The following is a 22532-nucleotide window of genomic DNA, read 5'->3' as shown; positions in this document are numbered from 1 at the left end:
CTGGTGTACTGGCGATTAATCCTGTCTCAACCAGAGTGTCGGGAAACGATCATCGCCGACACCGCCTCGATCGCCGCACCGCGTCGGAGCGCCGCCAGGCCGATCTGTACCGGCACCGCCTCACCCCGATTGACCAGCATGGTGGCGGAGACGGCCTTGGGATGGCCGCCGGCGATCACCGCTTCGATCGCTTCCGCAACCCCGACTCGGGAAGCGATGTCGAGCAAGGTTACGAAGCGAACGCTCGACAATGCATCGATAGACAAGCCGGAAAGCCTGGCGAGTGGGGCTTCGGGGTGATCGAGGTAGCCACGCAGGTTGATTCGCGCGCTGGCGATGCCGGGAATGGCGGCAATTGTCTCGCTGGTTGCGTGGCGTTCGGCCTCCGCGTCGCGCAGGTCGCTGGCGATCGTGACGTCGTGGACAAACAGTGCAACGCCGCCCGGATGCGGCTGGATCGAAATGGTCAGGCTACGATTGCCGTAACGGATCGACGGCAGGTCCAGCGACTCGGTCAGGCCCGATGCCGCGACGCGGTGGATTGCCTCGGCGAGAAATTGACGCGCGGCGTCGGGTCCCAGCGCATCGATCGAATGGCCGGGATCGACCGCTGTGCCGAAATAACAGCGCGCGGACCGGCTTGCGGCGGTCACACGCAGATCCTGATCGGCAAGAATGACCATGTCATCGACCGAGTCGAGCAATGCGGCGCTCGCCGGATCATTGCCGCCGGCACCGGCCGCATGGGGTGCGCAAAGGGCATCCATGACGTCGATCGATGTCAGGATCAGCCGCGGCCGTCCGCGATGCAGGATATAAACCGGCGAGCGTATCGCTCGCTCCTGCCAGACTCCAAAGTGACGCACCAGATCCGATGCCGTGACGATATGGTCGCGCGGGGGATCAAACGGAATGACTTGGGCAGATGCGGTCATGTCATTGCTCCCTTTCTTGGGAACCTGAACAAGCGGCGCTTATTGCCGCAACTGCAAGGCTACTGATCCGATCCGGTTGAGTATTTTACATGGTTACCGGGAGGAACCTCCAAAACGGATATAATTCATCCCGAATTTGCCGCGATTTCAACGCCGCCCGGCCGTGAATCATGGGATTCGGAACCATTGTCCGGTGGCGCAATGGTAAATAGGCGCCGCTAAAACTCGATCAAGACAAGAGGGAAAGCGGGGCACTTCAGATACCACCCACCAAGTTTCAGGGTTTCCGTCGGGATAGCAGGTCCCGCGCTTCCGACGGAAAAAGCGGCACGTCGCCACCCTCCGGAGGCGTGCCCGGTCCCGGCGGAAGAATGGTCCCCTTCCGCCGGGGCGCACTTCTCCCCGATTGCGAGCGCCTCGATCTATGATCTGCGCCGAACTGACGAGAGATTGCGTGACCGCTGCACGCTTCGCCTGGACATCCGTAACATAAAGACGGCGCACCGGCATAGTCGCCGTGCGCCGTTATTCATCCGGGCCGTTTGCCGATGCGATCGGATCGGCGGCGGATGTGCTTGTCGCTTGGACAAGCTCACCCGCCGGCCAGGGCCATTACTGGTCGAGGAAGCTGCGCATTTTCCGCGAACGGCTCGGATGCTTGAGCTTGCGCAGTGCCTTGGCTTCGATCTGGCGAATACGCTCGCGCGTCACGCTGAATTGCTGGCCCACCTCTTCCAGCGTGTGATCGGTATTCATGCCGATGCCGAAGCGCATGCGCAGCACGCGTTCCTCGCGCGGGGTCAAGCTGGCCAGGACCCGCGTGACGGTTTCCTTGAGATTGGCCTGGATCGCCGCATCGACCGGGATGATCGCGTTCTTGTCCTCGATGAAGTCGCCGAGATGCGAATCTTCCTCGTCGCCGATCGGCGTTTCGAGGCTGATCGGCTCCTTGGCGATCTTCATCACCTTGCGGACCTTTTCGAGCGGCATCGACAGGCGCTCGGCCATTTCCTCGGGCGTGGGCTCACGGCCCTGCTCGTGGAGGAACTGGCGGCTGGTCCGCACCAGCTTGTTGATCGTCTCGATCATGTGCACCGGAATACGGATGGTGCGCGCCTGATCGGCGATCGAGCGTGTGATCGCCTGACGGATCCACCAGGTCGCATAGGTGCTGAACTTGTAGCCGCGGCGATATTCGAACTTATCCACCGCCTTCATCAGGCCGATATTGCCCTCCTGGATCAGATCCAGGAATTGCAGGCCGCGATTGGTGTATTTCTTGGCGATCGAGATGACGAGGCGGAGGTTCGCCTCGACCATTTCCTTCTTGGCGATACGCGCCTCGCGCTCGCCCTTCTGCACCATGTTGACGATGCGGCGGAACTCGGCGAGGCTCATGCCGGTCGCCTGGCTGATCTCGGCGATCTCCATGCGAATCCGGTCGACGGCGTCGCTCTCATTCTCGACGAACGCGGTCCATTTCTTGTCGAGCTTGCCGAGACCCGCAATCCACTGCTCGTCCAGTTCGTGGCCGATATAGCGGTCGAGGAAATCCTTGCGCGGCACCTTGTGGCGCTCGGCAAGGCGCAGCATCTGCCCGCCCAGCGCGGTGAGGCGCCGGTTGAAGGCATAAAGCTGATCGACGAGATATTCGATCTTGGCGTTATGGAACTGGACGCTCTCGACCTCGGCGGTGAGGTCTTCACGCAGCTTGTGATATTTACGCTCATCCGCGGCCGACAGTTCGCCGCCGGCGCTCATCGCCTCCAAGCGTTGCTGCTGCACCTTGGAGAATTTCTTGTACAGCGCGGTGATGCTCGCAAAGCGCTCCAGCGCCTGCGGCTTCAACTGCTCTTCCATCTGCGCGAGGCTGAGGGTGTTGTCCTCCTCCTCGTCATCGGACGGACGCGGCGTGCGCCGCTCGGTCATCGAATCCTCGTCCTCGTCGGCGGGCGCCTCTTCAGGCTCCTCTTCTTCCTTGAAGGAAGGGCCGGCGGTCTTTTCGGAAATCTCGCCCGATCCTTCGCCATCCTCGTCGTCGGTCAGCGATTCGGGGGCCGGGTCCTTGGAAAGCATGGCATCGAGATCGAGGATCTCGCGCAGCTGCATCGTGCCCTCGTTGAGTGCGTTCGACCAGTCGATAATCGCGTTGAAGGTGATCGGGCTTTCGCACAGACCCAGAATCATCGTGTCGCGGCCGGCCTCGATGCGCTTGGCGATGGCGATTTCGCCCTCGCGGCTGAGCAGTTCGACCGCGCCCATCTCGCGCAGGTACATCCGCACCGGATCGTCGGTACGATCGATGACTTCTTTCTTCTTCACGTCGAGCGAGGGCGCGCTTTCCTCGGCGGTATCGACCGATTCGACCTCGTCCTCGGCCTGCTCGTTATCCTCGCCATCCTCGCCGGCTTCGTCATTTTCGACGATGTTGACGCCCATCTCGTTCAGCGCGGACATGACGTCCTCGAGCTGATCGGATGACATCTGATCCTGCGGCAGCGCCTCGTTGAGCTGCTCGTACGTGATGTACCCACGCTTCTTGGCGCGTGCGACCAGCTTCTTGATCGACGCGTCGTTAAGATCGATCAACGGCGCATCGGTCGTCTCGGTCGTATCAGTCATTCATTGCCCTCGGTACTAAAAGCTCTGGCGTCTTCGTTCGCCTGCACTAGATTTGCAAGCCGAGCGTCAAGCGCCTGTTGTTCCTTCACCAGCGCGACCTGCTTTTCGAACGCCCCGTCCCAATCGAACGAGGTATCCGAATAGTGCGCCTTCATCGTCGCCGTCGCCTCGGCCAGTGCCGCATCCACTTCGGGTCGAGACACCAGGATCGCGATCGCCTCGTCGAGGTCTTCGCGAGCCCGTTGTGGCTCGGCATCCTTTTGCGTAAACGAACACGATAATTGGTCGGCCCGCAGAAGATCATGCGCGATTATATCAAATTCAGATGAGGCCAATATGGTGAGAAGGCCCTCGCTATCAAGCGCTCCGCCATTATTTGCATCTTTAATCGCCAGATTCACCACCGCCTCGAACAATTTGGCGAGCGCTTCGTCGGCCAGTTTGAGTGATCCCAGCACCTCCATATGGCGTGCGATCTCGGCCGGGTGACGGATCAGACCGGCCAGAATTGCCTTGGCGAGGATGCGGTCGATGCCCGTGGCGCCGACGCTTTTCGCATAGTCCGTCACCGGGCCCACCGGCGGTTTCCATTTATCTCGCGGACCACCGCGCTTGCCCGGTACGAAAGGCGGGCGGGGAGTCCATTCCTTGCGTTCCTTCTCGTACATCTTGTCGAAGCGGCGGCGGAATTCGGCGAGATATTCGGTGCGGACGTCCTGGTCAGCGATCGCATTGGCGAGCTCGGTGAAGCGGCGTTTGAAGCCCGCCTTCTGTTCGGGCGTGTCGAGCGGCTCCGCGTCGCGTTCATGGTTCCATAGGCGATCGACCAGAGGTTCAGCGGCCTGAACCAGCGCTTCGAAAGCGGCCGGCCCCTTGGCGCGGACCAGATCATCGGGATCCTGACCCTGTGGCAGGGTGACGAAGGCGAGGCTGCGGCCCGGCCCGAGCATCGGCATTGCCCGGTTGGCGGCGCGGATTGCCGCTTTTTGCCCCGCCGAATCGCCATCGAAGCACAGGATCGGTACATCGGAAAGGCGCCATAGCCGTTCGAGCTGCGCCTCGGTCAGCGCGGTGCCGAGCGGGGCGACTGCCTCGCCGAACCCGGCCTGAGCGAGAGCGATGACATCCATATAGCCCTCGACGACCAGCACGCGGCCTGCTTTGCGGCTTGCGGCGGCCGCCTTGTCGAGATTGTAGAGCGTGCGGCCCTTGTCGAAGAGCGGCGTTTCCGGGGAGTTGAGATATTTCGGCTCGCCATCACCAATGATCCGTCCACCGAATGCGACGGTGCGTCCGCGCGGGTCGCGGATCGGGATCATCAGCCGCCCGCGAAAGCGATCGTACGGATCCTTGCCTTCGACCGAGATCAGCAGGCCAGATTCGACCAATAACGGGTCGCCATACTCCTTGAGCGCATCCTTGAGCTTCCCCCGCGAATCGGGCGCAAAGCCGAGCGCGAATTCCTTGGCGGTCGACGCCTTGATGCCGCGCCTCTCCAGGATCGTACGGGCTTCGGCGCCGCCGATGCCGTTCAACTGATCGGTGAACCAGCTTGCGGCATCGGCGCAGACTTCATGCAGCCCCTTGGCGCGCTCGGCCTTTTCCGCCGATTGCCGGTCCATCGCCGGCAATTCCATGCCTGCAGCCTGGGCGAGCTCCTTCACCGCGTCCATGAAGGGTAGGCCGCGCTGGTCGGTCAGCCATTTGATCGCATCGCCATGCGCCGAGCAGCCGAAGCAATGGTAGAAGCCCTTGTCGTCATTGACGTAGAAGCTCGGCGTCTTCTCGTTATGGAACGGGCAGCAGGCGCGGTATTCCTTGCCCGCCTTTTGCAGCTTGGTGGTGCGGCCGATCAGCGCGGACAGCAGGGTGCGGGCGCGGAGTTCGTCGAGGAATTGCGGGGTGAGGGTCATTTTGTTTCACCCCTCCCGCTTGCGGGAGGGGCAGGGGCGGGCTCGCGGTCAGCCACCATCGCCGCGTTCACGATATTTTCCAGAACACCGTCCATGTTCTCATTCAGGTCATTGTTCCAGAACCGGATAACGCGATAGCCTGCGGCCTCGATCGCTCGAGTCCGCGCTTCGTCATGCATTGCTGCATCGGCATGCTGGCTGCCATCCAGTTCGAGGACCAATTTGCATGATCGGCAAACGAAATCGGCGAAATATCCAGCGATCGGTATCTGGCGGCTGAATTTGAGGCCATTCAACCGCCCACCTTTAAGCTGCTGCCACAGCATCTGCTCATGCAGCGTCGCGTTGTTGCGCAGGTCACGCGCCCTTGCGGTCGGCCTTCCCAGCCGAAACCGAGAGCCCACCCCTCGATCCCCTCCCGCAAGCGGGAGGGGAGGAAGAAGGGCGTCGTTGTCCATTTACGACAAAGCCGCCTTCACCAGGCCGCTCGCCTTGCTCATATCCAGCGTCGTCGCATGCCGCGCCTTCAACTCCGCCATCACCCGGCCCATATCCTTCATGCCGCTGGCGCCCAACTCCGCCTTGATCGCCTCGATCGCGGCGCTGGTATCCGTCTCGCTCATCTGCTGCGGCAGGAAAGCCTCGATCACTGCGATCTCAGCCGCTTCCGCATCGGCCAGTTCCTGGCGCCCGCCCTTCACGAACATGTCGATCGATTCGCGGCGCTGCTTGACCATTTTCTGCAGGACTTCGACGACCAGCGCATCGTCGCTCTCGGGCGCCTTGCCGACCCGCGCTTCGATGTCGCGATTCTTGATCTGCGACTGAACGAGGCGGAGCGTGGCGGTACCGGCCTTGTCCCCGCCCTTCATGGCGGTGACGAGGGCGGTCTTGATGTCGTCGCGAATCATTTTAACGTCCTTCGAAGGCAATCTCGACGCCTAGCCGAACCGTCATGTCTTTAACAGATTGACGCATCGGGCTCGCGCCTCTAGCTCCCGCCCCTTAGCGACATTGAAACCCCATGGAGTGCCCGCCACGATGGCCGACGCCAAACCTATTGCTGCGCCTGAAGGAGCCACGGGGGTCTTGGTCCTCGCATCCGGAGACGTCGCATGGGGGCGAGGATTCGGTGCCGAAGGCGTCGCGGTGGGCGAAGTGTGCTTCCATACCGCGATGACCGGGTATCAGGAGGTGATGACCGACCCCTCCTTTGCCGGGCAGATCATCACCTTCACCTTTCCGCATATCGGCAATGTCGGCGCCAACCCCGAGGATCTCGAGGCTAACGACCCGCATGCGCTCGGCATCATCGTGCGCGAGGACGTGACCGAGCCGTCCAATTTTCGCTCGGTCGAGCGGCTCGACAGCTGGATGAAGACGCATGACCGGATCGGCCTGGCCGGGGTCGACACGCGCGCGCTCACGCGCCGCATCCGCACCGGCGGTGCGCCGAACGGCGTGATCGCGCATTCCGCGACGGGCGAATTCGATATCCCGAAGCTGCTGGAAATGGCGCGCGCCTGGCCCGGGCTTGAAGGCATGGACCTCGCGATCGAGGTCACGACCGAGACGCATTATGGCTGGGAAGGCGGCATCTGGCGGCTTGGGTTCGGCTATGACAACGCATCAGGCGCTGAGGCCCGCCCCCATGTCGTCGCGATCGACTATGGCGCCAAGCGCAACATCTACCGCAACCTCGTCAAAGCCGGCGCGAAGGTCAGCGTCCTTCCCGCCACCGCAACCTTCGATCAGGTCATGGCGCTCAAGCCCGATGGCATCTTCCTGTCGAATGGCCCGGGCGATCCCGCCGCGACTGGCGAATATGCGGTGCCGGTGATCCGGCAATTGCTCGAAACGCGCATCCCGCTGTTCGGAATCTGCCTCGGTCACCAGCTGCTCGGGCTCGCGGTCGGTGCGGAGACGACCAAGATGTTCCAAGGGCATCGCGGCGCCAACCACCCGGTCAAGCGGCTGAGCGACGGCGCGGTCGAGATCACCTCGATGAACCACGGCTTTGCGGTGATGAGCGAAACGCTGCCCGCGACGGCGCGCGAGACGCATGTGTCGCTGTTCGACGGCAGCAATGCCGGCTTCGAACTGACCGACCGGCCGGCGTTCAGCGTGCAATATCATCCCGAGGCGAGCCCGGGGCCTCAGGATAGCCTGTATCTGTTCGAGAAGTTCGTTGGGTCGTTGCTATGACAACTGCAAGAGCCATACCATATATTGCTGCGGCGCTTATTAACTATGCTCAGTCAGTCGAAGAGCAGGGGGTCATTAGGGGGGACGTTGATACTATCTCGGAGTTGGCAACTGCCGCCGTGGATTTCGACGTTTCAGAGCTCATTGCATCGGCCGCGTTGAATATTCTTGTGGAGACTGGTTTGGCGACGATCGCTAGCGATGATTTTGCGGGTAAGTTTTATAGAATTAACGGCGCGGGTCTGAGTGGGCTCGTTTCCATGGCCGCAGAACAGGGGCGTCTATTATCCAGGCAGATGCAGCGGGATGGGCTCTTTAATGAATCCGATGCATTGGAAAGCGGTGATTATACAGAGTTTTATCTTTTGAAATCCATTCCTGTTCTGCAGAAGTATTCTGATTTCGGTGCAGTTTGGCTGAATAAGGCTCTGCAGAATTTAAAAACAGAGCCCGACGATAGTGAAATTATACTGCCTAGTGACGCTGACTTACGTCAAACCCAAGCTCGAACTATTTCTTTAGATATGCATGATGCCTCAGTCGTAGGCGCTATTTCTACACTTGATGATCTATCAAAAGAAATCGATAGAAATAATGAAGTCGGAGACAAGTTGGGTGATGATAAAATTGTTATTCAGGCGGAATTGAAAGCTGCATCGATATTGCTTGCAGCTGGAAGGTTGAGAGTTAAGCCATTTATTCGGCTTTTGAGTAGTACATTGCGCTGGCTGATAGAAAAAGCCGCGGGAACAGTAGTGGCGGAAGCAGCAAAACACCTTTGGAAGCTTATCAGCGGGCTAGTTTTTTAATGCCAAAACGCACTGACATCTCCTCCATCCTCGTCATTGGCGCTGGCCCGATCGTGATCGGCCAGGCGTGCGAGTTCGATTATTCCGGCACGCAGGCGATCAAGGCGCTGCGCGAGGAGGGCTATCGCATCATCCTGGTCAATTCGAACCCGGCAACGATCATGACCGATCCCGAGCTGGCCGACGCGACCTATGTCGAGCCGATCACGCCCGAGATCGTCGCCAAGATCATCGCCAAGGAACGCCCCGACGCGGTGCTGCCGACGATGGGCGGGCAGACTGCGCTCAACACTGCGCTGGCGCTGTTCAACGACGGTACTCTGGAAAAATACGGCGTGCAGATGATCGGCGCCGATGCCGAGGCGATCGACAAGGCCGAAGACCGGCAGAAATTCCGCGAGGCGATGGACCGCATCGGGCTGGAAAGCGCACGCTCGGCGATCGCGCATACCATCGATGAGGCGCTTGCGGGGCTGGAACGCACCGGCTTGCCGGCGATCATCCGCCCCAGCTTCACCATGGGCGGCTCGGGCGGCGGGATCGCCTATAATCGCGAAGAATTCGAGGAGATCGTCCGCAAGGGTCTCGATGCTTCCCCGACCACCGAAGTGCTGATCGAGGAATCGCTGCTCGGGTGGAAAGAATATGAGATGGAGGTCGTGCGCGACCGCAACGACAATTGCATCATCATCTGTTCGATCGAGAATATCGATCCGATGGGCGTCCATACCGGAGATTCCATCACCGTCGCGCCGGCGCTGACGCTGACCGACAAGGAATATCAGATCATGCGCAACGCGAGCATCGCGTGCCTGCGCGAGATCGGCGTCGAGACCGGCGGCTCGAACGTGCAGTTCGCGGTCAACCCGAAGGACGGTCGCCTGATCGTGATCGAGATGAACCCGCGCGTGTCCCGTTCGTCCGCGCTGGCCTCCAAGGCGACCGGCTTCCCGATCGCCAAGGTCGCGGCGAAGCTGGCGGTCGGCTATACGCTCGACGAGATCATGAACGACATCACCGGCGCGACCCCGGCTTCGTTCGAACCCACGATCGACTATGTCGTGACCAAGATTCCGCGCTTCGCGTTCGAGAAGTTCAAAGGCGCAGAACCGATCCTGTCGACTGCGATGAAATCGGTCGGCGAAGTGATGGCGATCGGCCGCAACATCCATGAATCGATGCAGAAGGCGCTGCGCGGCCTGGAAACCGGTCTGAGCGGCTTCAACATGGTCGAGGCGCTGCAGGGCGCACCGCGCGCCGAGATCGAGGCTGCGCTGGCCCGCGCTACGCCCGACCGGCTGCTGGTCGCGGCGCAGGCGCTGCGCGAGGGCTTCACCGTCGCCGAGGTGCATGCGATCGCCAAGTACGACCCGTGGTTCCTGGAGCGCATCGCCGAGATCATCGCGGCGGAGGAGCAAGTCTGCTCGAACGGCCTGCCGCGCGACGCGGCCGGCTTGCGCAAGCTCAAGTCGATGGGCTTCAGCGATAAGCGCCTGGCCTATCTCGCGCTCAAATCGGCCAATCTGCGCGGCGGCAGCGAGCGTGGCATCGCGCGCGGCTCGGGCCTGATCCATGAGGCGGTCAAGGCGATGACCGGCGGCGTGACCGAGGACGAAGTGCGCGCTTTGCGTCACAAGCTCGGCGTGCGCCCGGTGTTCAAGCGTATCGATACCTGCGCTGCAGAGTTCGACGCGAAAACACCCTATATGTATTCATCCTACGAAGCGCCGAGCTTCGGCGAACCGGAATGCGAAAGCCAGCCGAGCGATCGCAAGAAAGTCGTCATCCTCGGCGGCGGGCCGAACCGGATCGGGCAGGGGATCGAGTTCGATTATTGCTGCTGCCATGCCTGCTTCGCGCTGGAAGAGGCGGGCTATGAGACCATCATGGTCAACTGCAACCCGGAAACCGTGTCGACCGATTACGACACGTCGGACCGGCTCTATTTCGAGCCGCTGACTGCTGAGGATGTACTCGAAATCCTTCATGTCGAGCAGCAAAAGGGCACGCTGGTCGGCGTGATCGTCCAGTTCGGCGGCCAGACCCCGCTGAACCTCGCGCATGCGCTTGAACAGGCCGGTATCCCGATCCTCGGCACGAGTCCCGACGCGATCGACCTGGCCGAGGATCGCGAGCGTTTCTCCGCTCTCGTCACCAAACTCGGCTTGCGTCAGCCCGCCAACGGCATCGCGCGCAGCCGCGACGAGGCGATCGCCGTCGCCGAACGGATCGGCTACCCGGTGCTGATGCGGCCAAGCTATGTCCTTGGTGGTCGCGCGATGGAAATCGTCGATTCGCCGATCCAGCTCGACGATTACATCCAGACCGCGGTGCAGGTGTCGGGCGACTCGCCCGTGCTGATCGACCAGTATCTGCGGGATGCGGTCGAGGTCGATGTCGATGCGATCTGCGACGGCACCGATGTGACGGTCGCCGGCGTGCTCCAGCATATCGAGGAAGCCGGCGTCCATTCGGGCGACAGCGCCTGCTCGATCCCGCCCTATAGCCTGTCCGAAGCGGTCATTGCCGAGATCGAGCGCCAGACGATCGCGCTGGCGCATGCGCTGTCGGTGGTCGGGCTGATGAACATCCAGTTCGCGGTCAAGGACGGCCTGGTCTATCTGATCGAAGTCAATCCGCGCGCCAGCCGTACCGTGCCGTTCGTCGCCAAGGCGATCGGTGCGCCGGTCGCCAAGATCGCGGCGCGGGTGATGGCGGGGGAGAAGCTCGCCGACCTGCCCAAGATCGATCGCCACATCGATTATTTCGCGGTCAAGGAAGCGGTTTTCCCGTTCAACCGTTTCCCCGGGGTCGATCCTGTTCTCTCACCGGAAATGAAGTCTACCGGCGAAGTGATGGGAATCGATAGCAATTTTTCGATCGCATTTGCAAAAGCAGAGCTCGGGGCCGGGACCATATTGCCTCGCTCGGGTACCGTGTTCATCAGCGTCAAGCCAAGCGACAAGTCAGTCATTCTGCCCGGGGCCAAGCTGCTTGCCGAGCAGGGTTTCCGGATCGTCGCGACGGACGGCACTGCGGCTTTCCTCGAAGCGAACGGCGTACCGGTCGAGCGCATCAACAAGGTGGCGCAGGGGCGGCCGCATATCGTCGACCGGATGAAGGACGGCGATATCGACCTGGTGTTCAATACCACCGAGGGCTGGCAATCGCTCAAGGACTCGCAACCGATCCGCGCGGCAGCACTGGTGCAGAAGATTCCGCACTTCACCACAGCCCCTGCAAGTGTCGAAGCGGCACAGGCGATTGCGGCTCTTGCAACGCACGACCTTGAAGTACGGCCTCTGCAATCCTATTATTCGCACTCGCACAACTAATTCCCCACATGAGAACAACGTGCGGGCGGGCCCATCAGGGTCGGCCAACGGGGAATTTTTGAAGACGAAGGACTAGAGGGATGGCTACCGTCGAAAAGATGCCGATGCTGCAAGAGGGCTATGAGAAGCTCAATGCGGACCTGAAACGGCTTAAGGCGGAGCGCCCCCAGATCGTCGACGCGATCGAGGAAGCGCGCGCCCATGGCGACCTTTCCGAAAATGCCGAATATCATGCCGCCAAGGAGCGGCAGGGCCAGATCGAGGCGTCGATCAGCGATATCGAGGATAAATTGTCCCGCGCGCAGGTCATCGACCCGAAGGAATTGTCGGGCGACAAGGTCGTGTTCGGCGCGACCGTGACCTTGCTCGACGAGGACGAAAAGCCGGTGAAGTACCAGATCGTCGGTCAGACCGAGGCGGATGCCAAGGGCGGGCGCATCTCGTACAATTCGCCGCTCGGGCGTGGATTGATCGGCCGCAAGGTCGATGAAGAGGTCGAAGTGACCGTACCGTCGGGCGACCGCTGGTACGTCGTGTCGAAGATCGAATTCATCTGAACGGGATCGACCTTCCGCGCGGACGCTTCACCGATGCGCTGATCGCGTTTTCGGTCTTCGTACTGCTGTTCGCTTTCGCCGTGATCGGCCTGGCCGAGGCGTCGATGATGTTCGGCTTCATTCCGCGAGATTTCGTGGCCAGCGGCTGGCGCGACGACCCGGTTCGGTCATGGCTGTCGCCGCTGGCATCGGCGTTTCTGGCGCGCGACTTCGTCTCTGCGACCTTCAACCTGATCTTCCTGCTGATCGCTGGCCGCTATGTCGAAAAGGCGTTGCGGCCGGTCGGGCTGGGTATTCTTCTCCTCGCCGGGGCTTATGCCGGCGCGCTCGCGCGCCTCGTGCTGACGCCCGGTTCGCTGCTGCCGAGCGCCGGGCTCGAACCGGCCGTCTTTGCGGTCATCGGCGCTTATTTCATGCTCTACGGTGTGCCCGGCGCCATCCCGATCGGCCATGGCAAGAGCCGCTGGGTGCAGATCGCGATGCTGGCCGGCGTCTGGCTCGGCATCCAGCTGGTCTTTTCGCTCATCGCACAGAGCTTCGAGCTGTCCGTTTCGATCATCGAACCGCTCGGCGGCCTCGCCGCCGGTGTCGCGCTGGCGCGGCCGCTGCTCAAATGGCAATATCGCCGCGCGTGACGTGAACGTGGCTCGTCAAAGCGTTCCCGAGCTGAGCTGATCTACCCCTTCCGTTCGCCCTGAGCCGGTCGAAGAGTACGCGCAGCGCATGGGCTTTGACGGTGTCAGCCCGAACGGATGGAGGGGATTCCGGCCAGGTCGATGCTCTGGCTCAAACCTACGCCGCGGGCGGTGACATCAGGTCCGGCTGGAGCAGCCGGTGCAGGTGCACCACGACATATTTCATCTCGGCATCGTCGACGGTCCGCTGTGCCGCCGAGCGCCATGCTTTTTCCGCGCTTTTATAGTCCGGGAACACACCGACGATCTCGATCGAATCGAGATCGTCGAAGTCGAGAGTGCGCGGGTCGCTGACGCGGCCGCCGAAGACGAGGTGGAGTTTGCTCATGATATGCGTGCCCAGGGAGAGGAGTCGCGCATGTCCTTAGAGCGAGGCTTCCAGCTATTGAAGTGCTATTCCTTCGTTTTCGCCGTCTGGGCCGCGGCGGCGCCTGCCGTCGCCAGCGCCTTCACGACGCCGCCGAGCAACTTGCCCGCCTGATCTCGTGCAGCTGCCTTGTTCAGCCCGAGCGAATCCAGTTCAGCTTTGCCGGCATCGCGTGCTGCCTTGGCGGCCGCGCCCGCGGTGTCGGTGATGCGCTTGCCGACCGGTGCCAGTAATTTGCCTTCGCGCTCGCTGCGCGGGACCAGCGCACCGATCACTGCACCCAGCGCGATGCCGCCGGCGAGCAGCGTCATCGGGTTGGCTTCAAGGCTCTCGGCGGTCGAGCGAGCGGTCTTCAGCGCGGTTTTCCGGCCCTTGTCGATCGCCTTGGCGGCCTTGTCATAGGTTTTTTCGATCGTGCTGCGCTTCGGGGCAGGGCGAGCGGCAGTGTTGGGGGTCGCGTCGGTCATGGTTTTGTCCTCTTGCCACGGGCGCCGGCCCGTTCCTTGGTCAAACTCGTCGGCGGGGCAGGGGTTGCATCGCCCGCCGGCTCGCGAGTGGTGGTTTCGGCTTGGGTTTCGCCGAATTCGCTGATCAGCTTCGACAGCGGCTTGCGTGCCAGGAAGATTCCGACAGCGGTCGCCGCGCCCGCCAGTGTCAGGGGGTGACGTTTCGCCGCCTCCAGGCCCTCGCGCGCCATTTCCTGCCCCGCTTCCTTCAACTCCTGGATTGCTTCGCGCGCCAGCGCCTTGGGGTTGAGGCGTGCCTGGAGTTCGACCAGCGTGCCGGCGAGCTTCTCGCGCGCTTCCGCCGAGCGCTTCTTCGCGAAAGCAAGGTCCGGCTCGTCGGTTTCGGTCTCGACGCTCATTCCGCGTGATCCTTGATCGCGGTGACCTTGCGGATCTTGTCGATCGCGATCTTCACCAGCACGGCGGCGATGGCCAGGCCTGACCCGATAACGATGACAATCGCCCAGGCCGGCCCGATCGCACGTGCCAGGATCAGCACCAGTCCGACAAACAGCGCGATAAAGGCGCTCTGGGCAAGCAGAAAGGCCGTCACGCCGAGCAGGATCGCGGCCTTGGCATCGCCAATCCGATCGAACAACTGCGCGCGGTATAGCCGAATCTCGGCTCGTACGAACCGCTCGGCGTCGTCGATCAACCGCGAGAACAGCCCTGCGATGCTGTTCTCGTCGGGCGACGGCTGATCGTCCATGTTACCCCCTGAAACCTGGCGCTGCCCGAATTGAGCCCGAGGCTAAGCCTTGTTGTCGGTTGTGCGGTCTGCGGCGTCGATGCCCGATTTAATCAGGCGGACCAGGACGAAGCCGATCGCTGCAGCCGTACCGATCGCGATCACCGGGCTCTTTTTCACGAAACCGCGCGCATCGGCGATCAGGTCGTCGATTTCCTTCGCCTTGAGCGATTCGGAAAAGCCCGACACCGCTTCGGCGGCGGTGCGGGCATATTGGCCATATTGCGCACCGATCTTCTCATCGACGGTGCCGGCGGCATCGTTGATCATCTTCGATAATTCGTCGAGCGCACCGCCTGCGCGCGCTTTGCCGTCCTCGGCATAGCTGCGTGCCTTGTTGCCGGCGTCCTTGGTGATTTTTGCAGCACCGTCCTTCAATGCCTGCGCCGAGATCGGGTTGGTGTCGTTCGCAGCCTTGCTGGTGGTCGTCTTCGGATTTTCGATGGGGTCCACGGTCGGGCCTTTCAGAGGTTTTGCGGGCTTTGGCTTGGGGGTCGGCTTGGCCGCGACGGCACCGTTCAGCGCTTTCGCCCGAGGCGTGGCGGTGGTGGCGGCCTTCTTCACCGGCTTGGCCGGTTTCGGAGCCTTGGGAGCGTCTTCGGCCATGTGAACCCTTTCTCGAATACTCGTGTCGATCAACCGGCCAGTATGGCTTCCGGTTCCATCGACCCCCCGCGAATTGCCGCCCGCGCCGTTAGCCGATAGAGGCTCGGCCCGCATCCACCGCAACCTTGGCGCCCGCCCACGATTAGAAGGATCGTTCCGTGACCGCAATCATCGACATTCATGCCCGCCAGATCATCGACAGCCGCGGCAATCCGACGGTCGAAGTCGATGTCATGCTCGAGGACGGCAGCTTCGGCCGCGCGGCGGTGCCCTCGGGCGCTTCAACCGGCGCGCATGAAGCCGTGGAGAAGCGCGACGGCGACAAGAGCCGCTGGTTGGGCAAGGGCGTGCAGGCGGCGGTCGACGCGGTCAATTCGGAGATCGCCTCGGTCGTGCTCGGCATCGATGCCGAGGATCAGGCCGATGTCGATCGCGCGATGATCGAACTCGACGGCACACCGAACAAGGCGCGGCTGGGTGCCAATGCGATCCTCGGCGTAAGCCTGGCGACGGCCAAGGCTGCCGCCGATGCGCGGGGTCTGCCGCTCTATCGCTATGTCGGCGGCGTCGCCGCACACGTCCTTCCGGTGCCGATGATGAATATCATCAATGGTGGAGAACATGCTGATAATCCAATCGATTTTCAGGAATTCATGATCGTTCCGGTGGGCGCGGATTCGCTGTTCGAGGCGGTGCGTTGCGGGTCCGAAATCTTCCACACGCTCAAGAAGGGGCTGCACGACAAGGGTCTCGCGACCTCAGTCGGCGACGAAGGCGGCTTTGCCCCCAACATCGCCAGCACCAGCGATGCGCTCGATTTCATCATGACGTCGATCGAGAAGGCGGGATACACCCCGGGTGACGATGTGATGATCGCACTCGATTGCGCGGCAACCGAGTTCTTCAAGAACGGAAAGTACGACATCTCGGGCGAGAACAGGATCCTGTCGAGCCATGAGATGGCGGAGTATCTCGCCGACCTGACGCGCCGCTATCCGATCTTCTCGATCGAGGACGGCATGGCAGAGGATGATTTCGAGGGTTGGAAAGCGCTGACCGACCTGGTCGGCAAGAAAGTCCAGCTGGTCGGCGACGATCTGTTCGTGACCAATCCAAAGCGCCTGAAGCAGGGCATCGCCGATGGCCTGGCTAACTCGCTGCTGGTCAAGGTCAACCAGATCGGCACGCTGACCGAAACGCTGGAGGCGGTGTCGATGGCCAATCGCGCCGGCTATACCGCAGTGATGTCGCATCGCTCGGGCGAGACCGAGGATTCGACGATCGCCGACCTCGCGGTCGCGACCAATTGCGGGCAGATCAAGACCGGCAGCCTCGCGCGCTCGGACCGGTTGGCCAAATACAACCAGCTGATCCGCATCGAGGAAGAACTGGGTGACGCCGGTCGTTATGCCGGGCGTGACGTGCTGCGCGGGTAAGATGGTAAATTAAAGCTTGATCCCCGAGTCGCGTGCAGTAAGAATCACGCAATGACAAAGCGTTCTCCCTTACGCCTCATGCTCCGCCGGGCCCTGGGCCCGGCGGTTCTATTGATCGTGATGGCGGTGTTCGGGACTTACGCTGTGCTCGGCCCCAATGGCGCGCGTGCTTATGGCGATATCAAGCGTCAGTTGACCAAGCGCGATGTCGAACTCGCCGCTCTCAAGCAGAAGCGGGCGGAGTGGCAGAACCGGGTCAATCTGCTCGATCCGAAAAAGGCCGACCCGGACATGGTGGATGAGCTGGTGCGCAAGAAACTGAACGTCGCGCATCCCGACGATGTCATCCTGCCGATGCAGCCCTAGGGCCAATCGACATTTAGTCGGTGGCTGATGAGTGTGTCGGACTAGTATCTGATATATAACGATATTATATGAATTTCTGCCGTAGCTCGGCCTGAGATATGTTACACGACCGGTGTAACATATCTCCCCCGTTTGCGGTGGGGTCGCCGGCGGCGATTCAACCCTGACACGGAATTGGGCATGCCATCCCGTACCGGACTTGTACCGATGCGCTCTTTCTCAATGTCAAAACCGGATAACACAGTGCGACTAGCGCCGATGGCGACCCGAAGCTCTGGGGCGGTTTCGAGCCGAGTTGCTCTGCTCCCGCCCGTTCGCCCTGAGGTTGTCAAAGGGCCGTTCTTCTTCTGCGGCAAGAAAGAACGAGCTTCGACAGCCCCGGATCAAGTCCGGAGCCGGGTAATTCCACCCAGCCTGATGTTGCTCTAGCCCTTGGCCGAGCAGAATTTGTCGAAATAGGCCTTGAGTGACTCCCCGCTCGCTGGCAGCTCGGTCTTCATCGCCCCCGATTTGCCATCCAGCGTCGCCAGCGTCAGCGCGAAATTCTTTGCGGTAAGGATCGCGTCACGAAACGCTTCGGCACTCTCAGCCTCCACGTTGAAGCTGCTCCGCGAGAATTGCACGGCCTTGAAGGGTTTTCCATCGATGTCGATCGCCATGGTTCCGCGATCCTTGCCATTTGTGTCGTAAGCGACGTCGAAGGGCAGGTCGACCGATGCGGCCCATTTCATATTGCTGGAACTGCCCCAGTTCGCCGGGCATCGCAGCGTTATACGGGTATTGCGAAAGGCCATCGGACCTTCGTTCGCCAGTCCCGCCAGGGTCAGGATGGCGGTTCCCTGAAAACTGTCGCTGCCGCCCGGGCTGGGCGCGGTGATCTGCCAGCGCTTGCCGGCAAGGATCTCCGTCCCACCGGCGAGCGCCTCTACCTTGCCGACATCGCCGGACTCCTTGAACCCCAGCGCAGCGTAGCAAGCGAGTTTCTGCTTGTCGTCGGCGATCGCGACACATTCGGCCAGCCGCCATCCCTGCGCCGAGAGAGTACCGGCGGCGGTGTCGAAGGCGGCCGGGATTGGTTGCCCATCGCCCTTGGTGCTGCCCGAACCTTTTGGCTCGCTGCTGCAGCCGCTCAACCAGGTGGCGGCCGCGATCAGGGAAATCGCCAGGGTGCGAGTGCGAATCATCAGGACTCTCCGGGGTTGTCCAGCCTTGGGGCTGATTCGAATGGAATATCAGCAATTCGATATAAATAGCTGCGAAGCAATATAATCTATCTTCTACTTGCCAAGAAATGTCAGCAGATCCTTGGTGAACCGATCACTCTCGGTGACGGTCAGGCCATGCGGCGCGCCATCATATTCGACCAGCTGCGCCCCGGCGATGCTTCTTGCCGCTTCTCGTCCGGTGGCGTCGATTGGAACAATCTGGTCGGCGGTGCCATGAAGCACCAGCGTAGGCACGCGGAACGCCGCCAGGTCCGCCCGGAAATCGGTATGGCCGAACGAGTCCGCACAAGCGAGGATCGGTTTGAGGCCAGCCAGCCGGGAAACTTGCCACGCCCAGTCGAGGATTTCCTGACTGACCGGGCTCGAGACCAGGCCGACCCCGAAGAATTGTTTGAAGAAGGTCGCGAAGAAGGCATGGCGATCCTTGCGGATCCCATCGCCGATCGCCCGGAGCTGCTCCTCGGGCACGCCGTGCTGATTGTCGTCGGTCTTCAGCATATAAGGCACGATCGACGAGATCAGGCCGGCGCCCACTACGCCTTTGCTGTCATGGCGGCTCATATACCGTGCGACTTCGCCGCCACCCATCGAGAAACCGACCAGCACGGCATCGTTATCGGCGCCGGTTGCCGCCATGACGTCAGCGAGATCATCGGCAAGCGTATCATAATCATAGCCGCTCCACGGCTGATCTGAACGCCCGAAGCCGCGCCGGTCATAGGCGATCGCGCGAAAGCCGGCATCGGCCAGCGCCAGCGCCTGTGCATCCCAGCTGTCCGCCGAGAGCGGCCAGCCATGGACCAGCACCACCGGCCGGCCGCTGCCCCAATCCTTCACATACAGGTCGGTGCCGTCGCGGGTCTTGATATAGGGCATGGGAAACTCCCGGATACGCTCGGATGGAACAGGCTGAACGAGCTGGCTCGGGGGCAGGTTCCGGCCGGACTGGCGCGCGCCATCGCAACCTGCCAGCATCGCGGCAACGACGACTCGAGAGGATTTTCATGCGACTGAAATTGCTGGCGGGGATTGCGGTCCTCGGGCTTGCTGCGTGTGCTCCGTCAACCACGACGGTGAGCAACACGACCATCGAACTGACGCTGCCGACCGCCAATTGGGCTGGTTTTCGCGATGCCTTTATTGAGGGCTGGTTCAAGATCGACCCGGCCAATGCAGTCTATCAGGGGCGGCATGATTTCGATGGCGGCCTGGGCGACTGGAGTGCGGCGGGGCTGAAGCGGCAGGGTGACTTCCTGCGCGATGCGATCGTCAAGGCACGCGCTTTCGACGCGGCGAAGCTGGGCAAGCAGGATGCGTTCGAACGCGATTATCTGGTCGGCGTTGCCGAAGGGAAGCTATTCTGGCTCGAGGATGCGGATCAGCCGCACACCAATCCGGCCTGGTATGTCGGTGCCGGGCTCGATCCCAATGTCTATATCGCGCGCAACTATGCCGATGCGCCGACGCGGATGAAGGCGATGATCGCTTTCCTGCAAAAAGTGCCGGCGGCGGCGGCGAATATCCGCGCCAATCTGAAAACGCCGATGCCGCTGAGCTATATCAATTACGGCGCCGCGGGCTTCAACGGCTTTGCCGATTACTACACCGGGGACGCGAAAAAGGCGTTTGCCGGCGTGCAGGACGCCGCGCTGCAAAAGCAGTTCGACGAGGCTGCGGGCCCGGCGTCGAAGGCGATGAAGGATCTCGGGAGCTGGCTGGAGAGCCAGAAGGCGACCGCGACACAGGATTTCGCGCTTGGCGCGGACAAATTCTCGCGCATGATCAAGATGACCGAGGGTGTCGACGTGCCGCTCGACCAGCTCGAGAAGGCGGGGCGTGCCGATCTCAAGCGCAATCAGGATGCGCTGAAGGCTGCCTGCGCCCAGTTCGCGCCCGGCGCGACCATTCCCGCCTGCATGGCGAAAATGAACGCCAACATGCCCGAAGGCGGGCCCGTTGCCGAGGCGCGCAAGCAGATTCCGCTGCTGAAGGCGTTCGTGATCGCCAAGGATATCGTCTCGATTCCCGATAACGAACAGGCGCTGGTCGAGGAAAGTCCGCCCTATAACCGGCAGAATTCCGCCTATATCGATCCGCCCGGGCCGTTCGAGAAGGGTATTCCGTCGATCTATTACATCTCGCCGCCCGATCCGAGCTGGAGCAAGGCGGAGCAGGACGGTTTCGTGCCGGGCAAGATGGACCTGCTGTTCACCTCGGTGCACGAAGTCATGCCGGGTCATTTTCTGCAGTTCCGCCACGCCAATGCCTCGCCCTCGCTCTTCGGTCGGCTGTTCGTCGGCTATGCCTTTGCCGAAGGCTGGGCGCATTATGCCGAGGAGATGATGTGGGATGCCGGCCTGAATGATGGCGATGCGGAGACGCATATCGGGCAGCTGTCCAACGCGCTGCTGCGCAATTGCCGGTATCTCTCGGCAATCGGCCTGCATGCGCGCGGCATGACGCAGGAACAGTCGCGCAAGATGTTCGTCGACGAATGCTATCAGGACGAGGGCAATGCCAAACAGCAATCGGCGCGCGGCACCTATGATCCGGCCTATCTCAACTACACCATGGGCAAGCTGCTGATCCGCAAGCTGCGCGACGATTGGGTCGCGACGCGCGGCGGGCGCAAGGCATGGAAATCATTCCATGACGAGTTCCTGAAATATGGCGGTCCGCCGATCCCGTTGGTGCGCCAGGCGATGATGGGCGAGCCGACGGCCAAGGCCGTCTTCTGACACAGGTCTCCGGGTCGCCCGGCTGCGGTTTCGCAGCCAGGCGACCCGGAGGTGTTGCGGCTTTATCGGCTGATCATATCGAGCAGCAGCTTCGCGGTCACAGCCGCCCCGTCGGTGCGGATCGTGCCCGCCATGGCGGTTGCTCGCGCGCAGGTTTTGGGCACCAGGGCGGTTTTGAGTGCGGCGGAGAAGGAGTCGAAGGTTGGTGCTGGTCCGTCATGGCCGGCGCCGATGCCCAGTTCGGACACCCGGCGGGCCCAATAGGGCTGATCCCCGATCTGCGGCACGACCAGCTGAGGCGCACCCGCTCGCGCCGCCGCCGTCGTGGTGCCGGCGCCGCCATGATGCACCACGGCGGCCACCCGACCGAACAAGACCTGCTGATTGACCTCTCCGGTGACGAAGCAATCGTCCCGGTCGTCGGTCAGTGCCAGGTCCGCCCAGCCTTGCAAAAGGAGTACGCGGCGTCCCTGCGCCCGGATCGCCTCGATCGCCACTCTTCCGGCCTCCCTGGCAGCGCTCATCGGCATGCTGCCAAAGCCGACATAGACCGGCGGGGTCCCGGCATCGAGGAACGCCAGCAGCTCCGTCGGCAGCGGGCGTTCGTCCGGCAGGATCCATGCGCCGTTCTGCACGACGTCGCGCAGGTCGGTCTGCTGCCATGGGCTCAGGACCGGATCTGACGCCAGCCACGGGCGGTCGGTAAAGACATGATCGCGCACATTGTTCACCGGCGGTAAACCGATCCATGTGCGGTGCGCATTGACCCCGCCACCGAACACCGCATCCATGGTCTGGATGTCCCGGTCCCACAGCACCCGGTTGTCGGTCACCTCCGCCGGAACGGGGTGGCCCGGATAGGCGTGCGGCCGGTGATGCGTCGAGGGCAGCCAGTGCGGGCAATAGGTCGCGTACACGTAACGGATGCCCAATTGCTCGGCGACCGACTGTGCCGCCGCGGTGGACGGGAACAGGCCGGCTGCCAAGATCAGGTCACACCCCTGAGCCGCCGGGGCGATCGCGTCGAACTGCGCCGCGACGATCTCGGCGGCACGCGTCGGCAGATCGACCGCCGCCTTGTTCTCCAGCGCCTTGGTCACCCATTCACGCACTGAAGAGAAGGCCGGTATCAAGGGCAAACCGGCGCGGTCCAGCAAGTCCATAAAATCCTGATCCGGCGGAGCACACACACGCACCTCAACGCCCATTGCGCGCAACTCGACCGCGAGTCCCGCTATCGGCTCGACGTCCCCGCGCGACCCATAAGTCGTTAATAGAACACGCATTTCGCTACTCCCATTTCTTGAGCTGGGTCGCGTTCATGGCGCATGTAGGGGGGACTTGCCGCAAGCCCCCCGGTCCGCTATACGCTCCGAATAGCAAGGGGGAATGCCTCCCATGCCCTTGGCGTCGAGTATCGATGCGCCCCCCTCGATCTCCAAATCATATGCCCTGCATCGGCTTGGCC

General features: G+C 62.0%; 21 protein-coding genes. 8 read left to right on the top strand and 13 right to left on the bottom strand.

What is annotated here, in order from left to right; translation table 11 throughout:
- Positions 1-26 precede the first annotated feature (26 nt).
- The 5 genes from H3Z74_RS10495 to H3Z74_RS10475 form a co-directional block, all read right to left on the bottom strand.
- The gene (locus H3Z74_RS10495; protein WP_187763797.1) at positions 27-935 is read right to left on the bottom strand and encodes a nitrogen regulation protein NR(II); all 909 of its coding nucleotides are present in this window, start codon (positions 933-935) and stop codon (positions 27-29) included.
- A gap of 612 nt (positions 936-1547) precedes the next feature.
- The gene (rpoD, locus tag H3Z74_RS10490; RefSeq protein ID WP_187763796.1) at positions 1548-3557 is read right to left on the bottom strand and encodes an RNA polymerase sigma factor RpoD; all 2010 of its coding nucleotides are present in this window, start codon (positions 3555-3557) and stop codon (positions 1548-1550) included.
- Complete coding sequence (dnaG, locus tag H3Z74_RS10485) at positions 3554-5470, bottom strand: DNA primase (protein ID WP_187763795.1); 1917 nt, start codon at positions 5468-5470, stop codon at positions 3554-3556. Before dnaG ends, rpoD begins: the two co-directional genes overlap by 4 nt.
- Positions 5467-5928: an endonuclease domain-containing protein gene (locus H3Z74_RS10480; RefSeq protein WP_187763794.1), complete on the bottom strand. Its 462-nt coding sequence runs from the start codon at positions 5926-5928 to the stop codon at positions 5467-5469. Before H3Z74_RS10480 ends, dnaG begins: the two co-directional genes overlap by 4 nt.
- A complete protein-coding gene (locus H3Z74_RS10475; RefSeq protein WP_187763793.1) occupies positions 5929-6381 on the bottom strand; it encodes a GatB/YqeY domain-containing protein in 453 nt (150 codons plus the stop codon). It lies immediately after the preceding gene.
- A 130-nt stretch (positions 6382-6511) separates the two neighbouring features.
- Here H3Z74_RS10475 and carA point away from each other — a divergent pair, with 130 nt between their 5' ends.
- The 5 genes from carA (at position 6512) to H3Z74_RS10450 (ending at position 13011) form a co-directional block, all read left to right on the top strand.
- A complete protein-coding gene (gene carA / locus H3Z74_RS10470) occupies positions 6512-7675 on the top strand; it encodes a glutamine-hydrolyzing carbamoyl-phosphate synthase small subunit (RefSeq protein ID WP_187763792.1) in 1164 nt (387 codons plus the stop codon).
- On the top strand, positions 7672-8484 hold the full coding sequence (locus H3Z74_RS10465) for a hypothetical protein (protein WP_187763791.1): 813 nt from the start codon (positions 7672-7674) through the stop codon (positions 8482-8484). The genes carA and H3Z74_RS10465 overlap by 4 nt, the downstream gene beginning before the upstream one ends.
- Entirely contained in the window at positions 8484-11819 is a 3336-nt protein-coding gene (carB, locus tag H3Z74_RS10460) for a carbamoyl-phosphate synthase large subunit (protein WP_187763790.1), read from the top strand. The genes H3Z74_RS10465 and carB overlap by 1 nt, the downstream gene beginning before the upstream one ends.
- 80 nt (positions 11820-11899) lie before the next feature.
- Positions 11900-12376, top strand: coding sequence for a transcription elongation factor GreA (greA, locus tag H3Z74_RS10455; protein WP_034161200.1), 477 nt, complete (start codon positions 11900-11902; stop codon positions 12374-12376).
- 80 nt (positions 12377-12456) lie between these two features.
- The gene (locus H3Z74_RS10450) at positions 12457-13011 is read left to right on the top strand and encodes a rhomboid family intramembrane serine protease (protein ID WP_187763789.1); all 555 of its coding nucleotides are present in this window, start codon (positions 12457-12459) and stop codon (positions 13009-13011) included.
- Positions 13012-13168: 157 nt separating this feature from the next.
- Here H3Z74_RS10450 and H3Z74_RS10445 read toward each other — a convergent pair whose 3' ends face one another.
- The 5 genes from H3Z74_RS10445 to H3Z74_RS10425 all read right to left on the bottom strand — a co-directional run bounded on the left by H3Z74_RS10445 (position 13169) and on the right by H3Z74_RS10425 (position 15298).
- Positions 13169-13399, bottom strand: coding sequence for a DUF4170 domain-containing protein (locus H3Z74_RS10445; protein WP_187763788.1), 231 nt, complete (start codon positions 13397-13399; stop codon positions 13169-13171).
- 65 nt (positions 13400-13464) lie between these two features.
- Positions 13465-13905, bottom strand: coding sequence for a hypothetical protein (locus H3Z74_RS10440; RefSeq protein WP_187763787.1), 441 nt, complete (start codon positions 13903-13905; stop codon positions 13465-13467).
- On the bottom strand, positions 13902-14303 hold the full coding sequence (locus tag H3Z74_RS10435; protein WP_187763786.1) for a DUF3618 domain-containing protein: 402 nt from the start codon (positions 14301-14303) through the stop codon (positions 13902-13904). Before H3Z74_RS10435 ends, H3Z74_RS10440 begins: the two co-directional genes overlap by 4 nt.
- On the bottom strand, positions 14300-14653 hold the full coding sequence (locus H3Z74_RS10430) for a phage holin family protein (protein WP_187763785.1): 354 nt from the start codon (positions 14651-14653) through the stop codon (positions 14300-14302). The genes H3Z74_RS10435 and H3Z74_RS10430 overlap by 4 nt, the downstream gene beginning before the upstream one ends.
- A gap of 42 nt (positions 14654-14695) precedes the next feature.
- The gene (locus H3Z74_RS10425; protein ID WP_229727019.1) at positions 14696-15298 is read right to left on the bottom strand and encodes a hypothetical protein; all 603 of its coding nucleotides are present in this window, start codon (positions 15296-15298) and stop codon (positions 14696-14698) included.
- Between the two features lie 158 nt (positions 15299-15456).
- On the opposite strand from H3Z74_RS10425, the gene eno reads away from it, so the two are divergent.
- Both eno and H3Z74_RS10415 read left to right on the top strand, forming a co-directional pair.
- Positions 15457-16734, top strand: coding sequence for a phosphopyruvate hydratase (eno, locus tag H3Z74_RS10420; protein ID WP_187763784.1), 1278 nt, complete (start codon positions 15457-15459; stop codon positions 16732-16734).
- Between the two features lie 78 nt (positions 16735-16812).
- The gene (locus H3Z74_RS10415; protein WP_187763783.1) at positions 16813-17100 is read left to right on the top strand and encodes an FtsB family cell division protein; all 288 of its coding nucleotides are present in this window, start codon (positions 16813-16815) and stop codon (positions 17098-17100) included.
- A gap of 425 nt (positions 17101-17525) precedes the next feature.
- Here H3Z74_RS10415 and H3Z74_RS10410 read toward each other — a convergent pair whose 3' ends face one another.
- Together H3Z74_RS10410 and H3Z74_RS10405 are read right to left on the bottom strand one after the other, a co-directional pair.
- Entirely contained in the window at positions 17526-18284 is a 759-nt protein-coding gene (locus H3Z74_RS10410; RefSeq protein WP_187763782.1) for a hypothetical protein, read from the bottom strand.
- 93 nt (positions 18285-18377) lie between these two features.
- Positions 18378-19202 carry an alpha/beta fold hydrolase gene (locus H3Z74_RS10405; RefSeq protein WP_187763781.1) on the bottom strand — a complete coding sequence of 275 codons (825 nt, stop codon included), beginning with the start codon at positions 19200-19202 and terminating at the stop codon, positions 18378-18380.
- A 128-nt stretch (positions 19203-19330) separates the two neighbouring features.
- Between H3Z74_RS10405 and H3Z74_RS10400 the strand changes: the two genes are divergently transcribed.
- A complete protein-coding gene (locus H3Z74_RS10400) occupies positions 19331-21064 on the top strand; it encodes a DUF885 domain-containing protein (protein WP_187763780.1) in 1734 nt (577 codons plus the stop codon).
- Positions 21065-21126: 62 nt separating this feature from the next.
- Here the strand turns inward: H3Z74_RS10400 and H3Z74_RS10395 are convergent, their stop codons facing one another.
- Complete coding sequence (locus H3Z74_RS10395) at positions 21127-22350, bottom strand: glycosyltransferase (RefSeq protein ID WP_187763779.1); 1224 nt, start codon at positions 22348-22350, stop codon at positions 21127-21129.
- Positions 22351-22532 lie beyond the last annotated feature (182 nt).

This window comes from Sphingomonas alpina (genome assembly GCF_014490665.1).
Taxonomy (GTDB): Bacteria; Pseudomonadota; Alphaproteobacteria; order Sphingomonadales; family Sphingomonadaceae; genus Sphingomonas; species Sphingomonas alpina.
The sequence above is the reverse complement of the archived record's forward strand: the minus strand, read 5'-3'. Positions and strand labels throughout refer to the sequence as shown.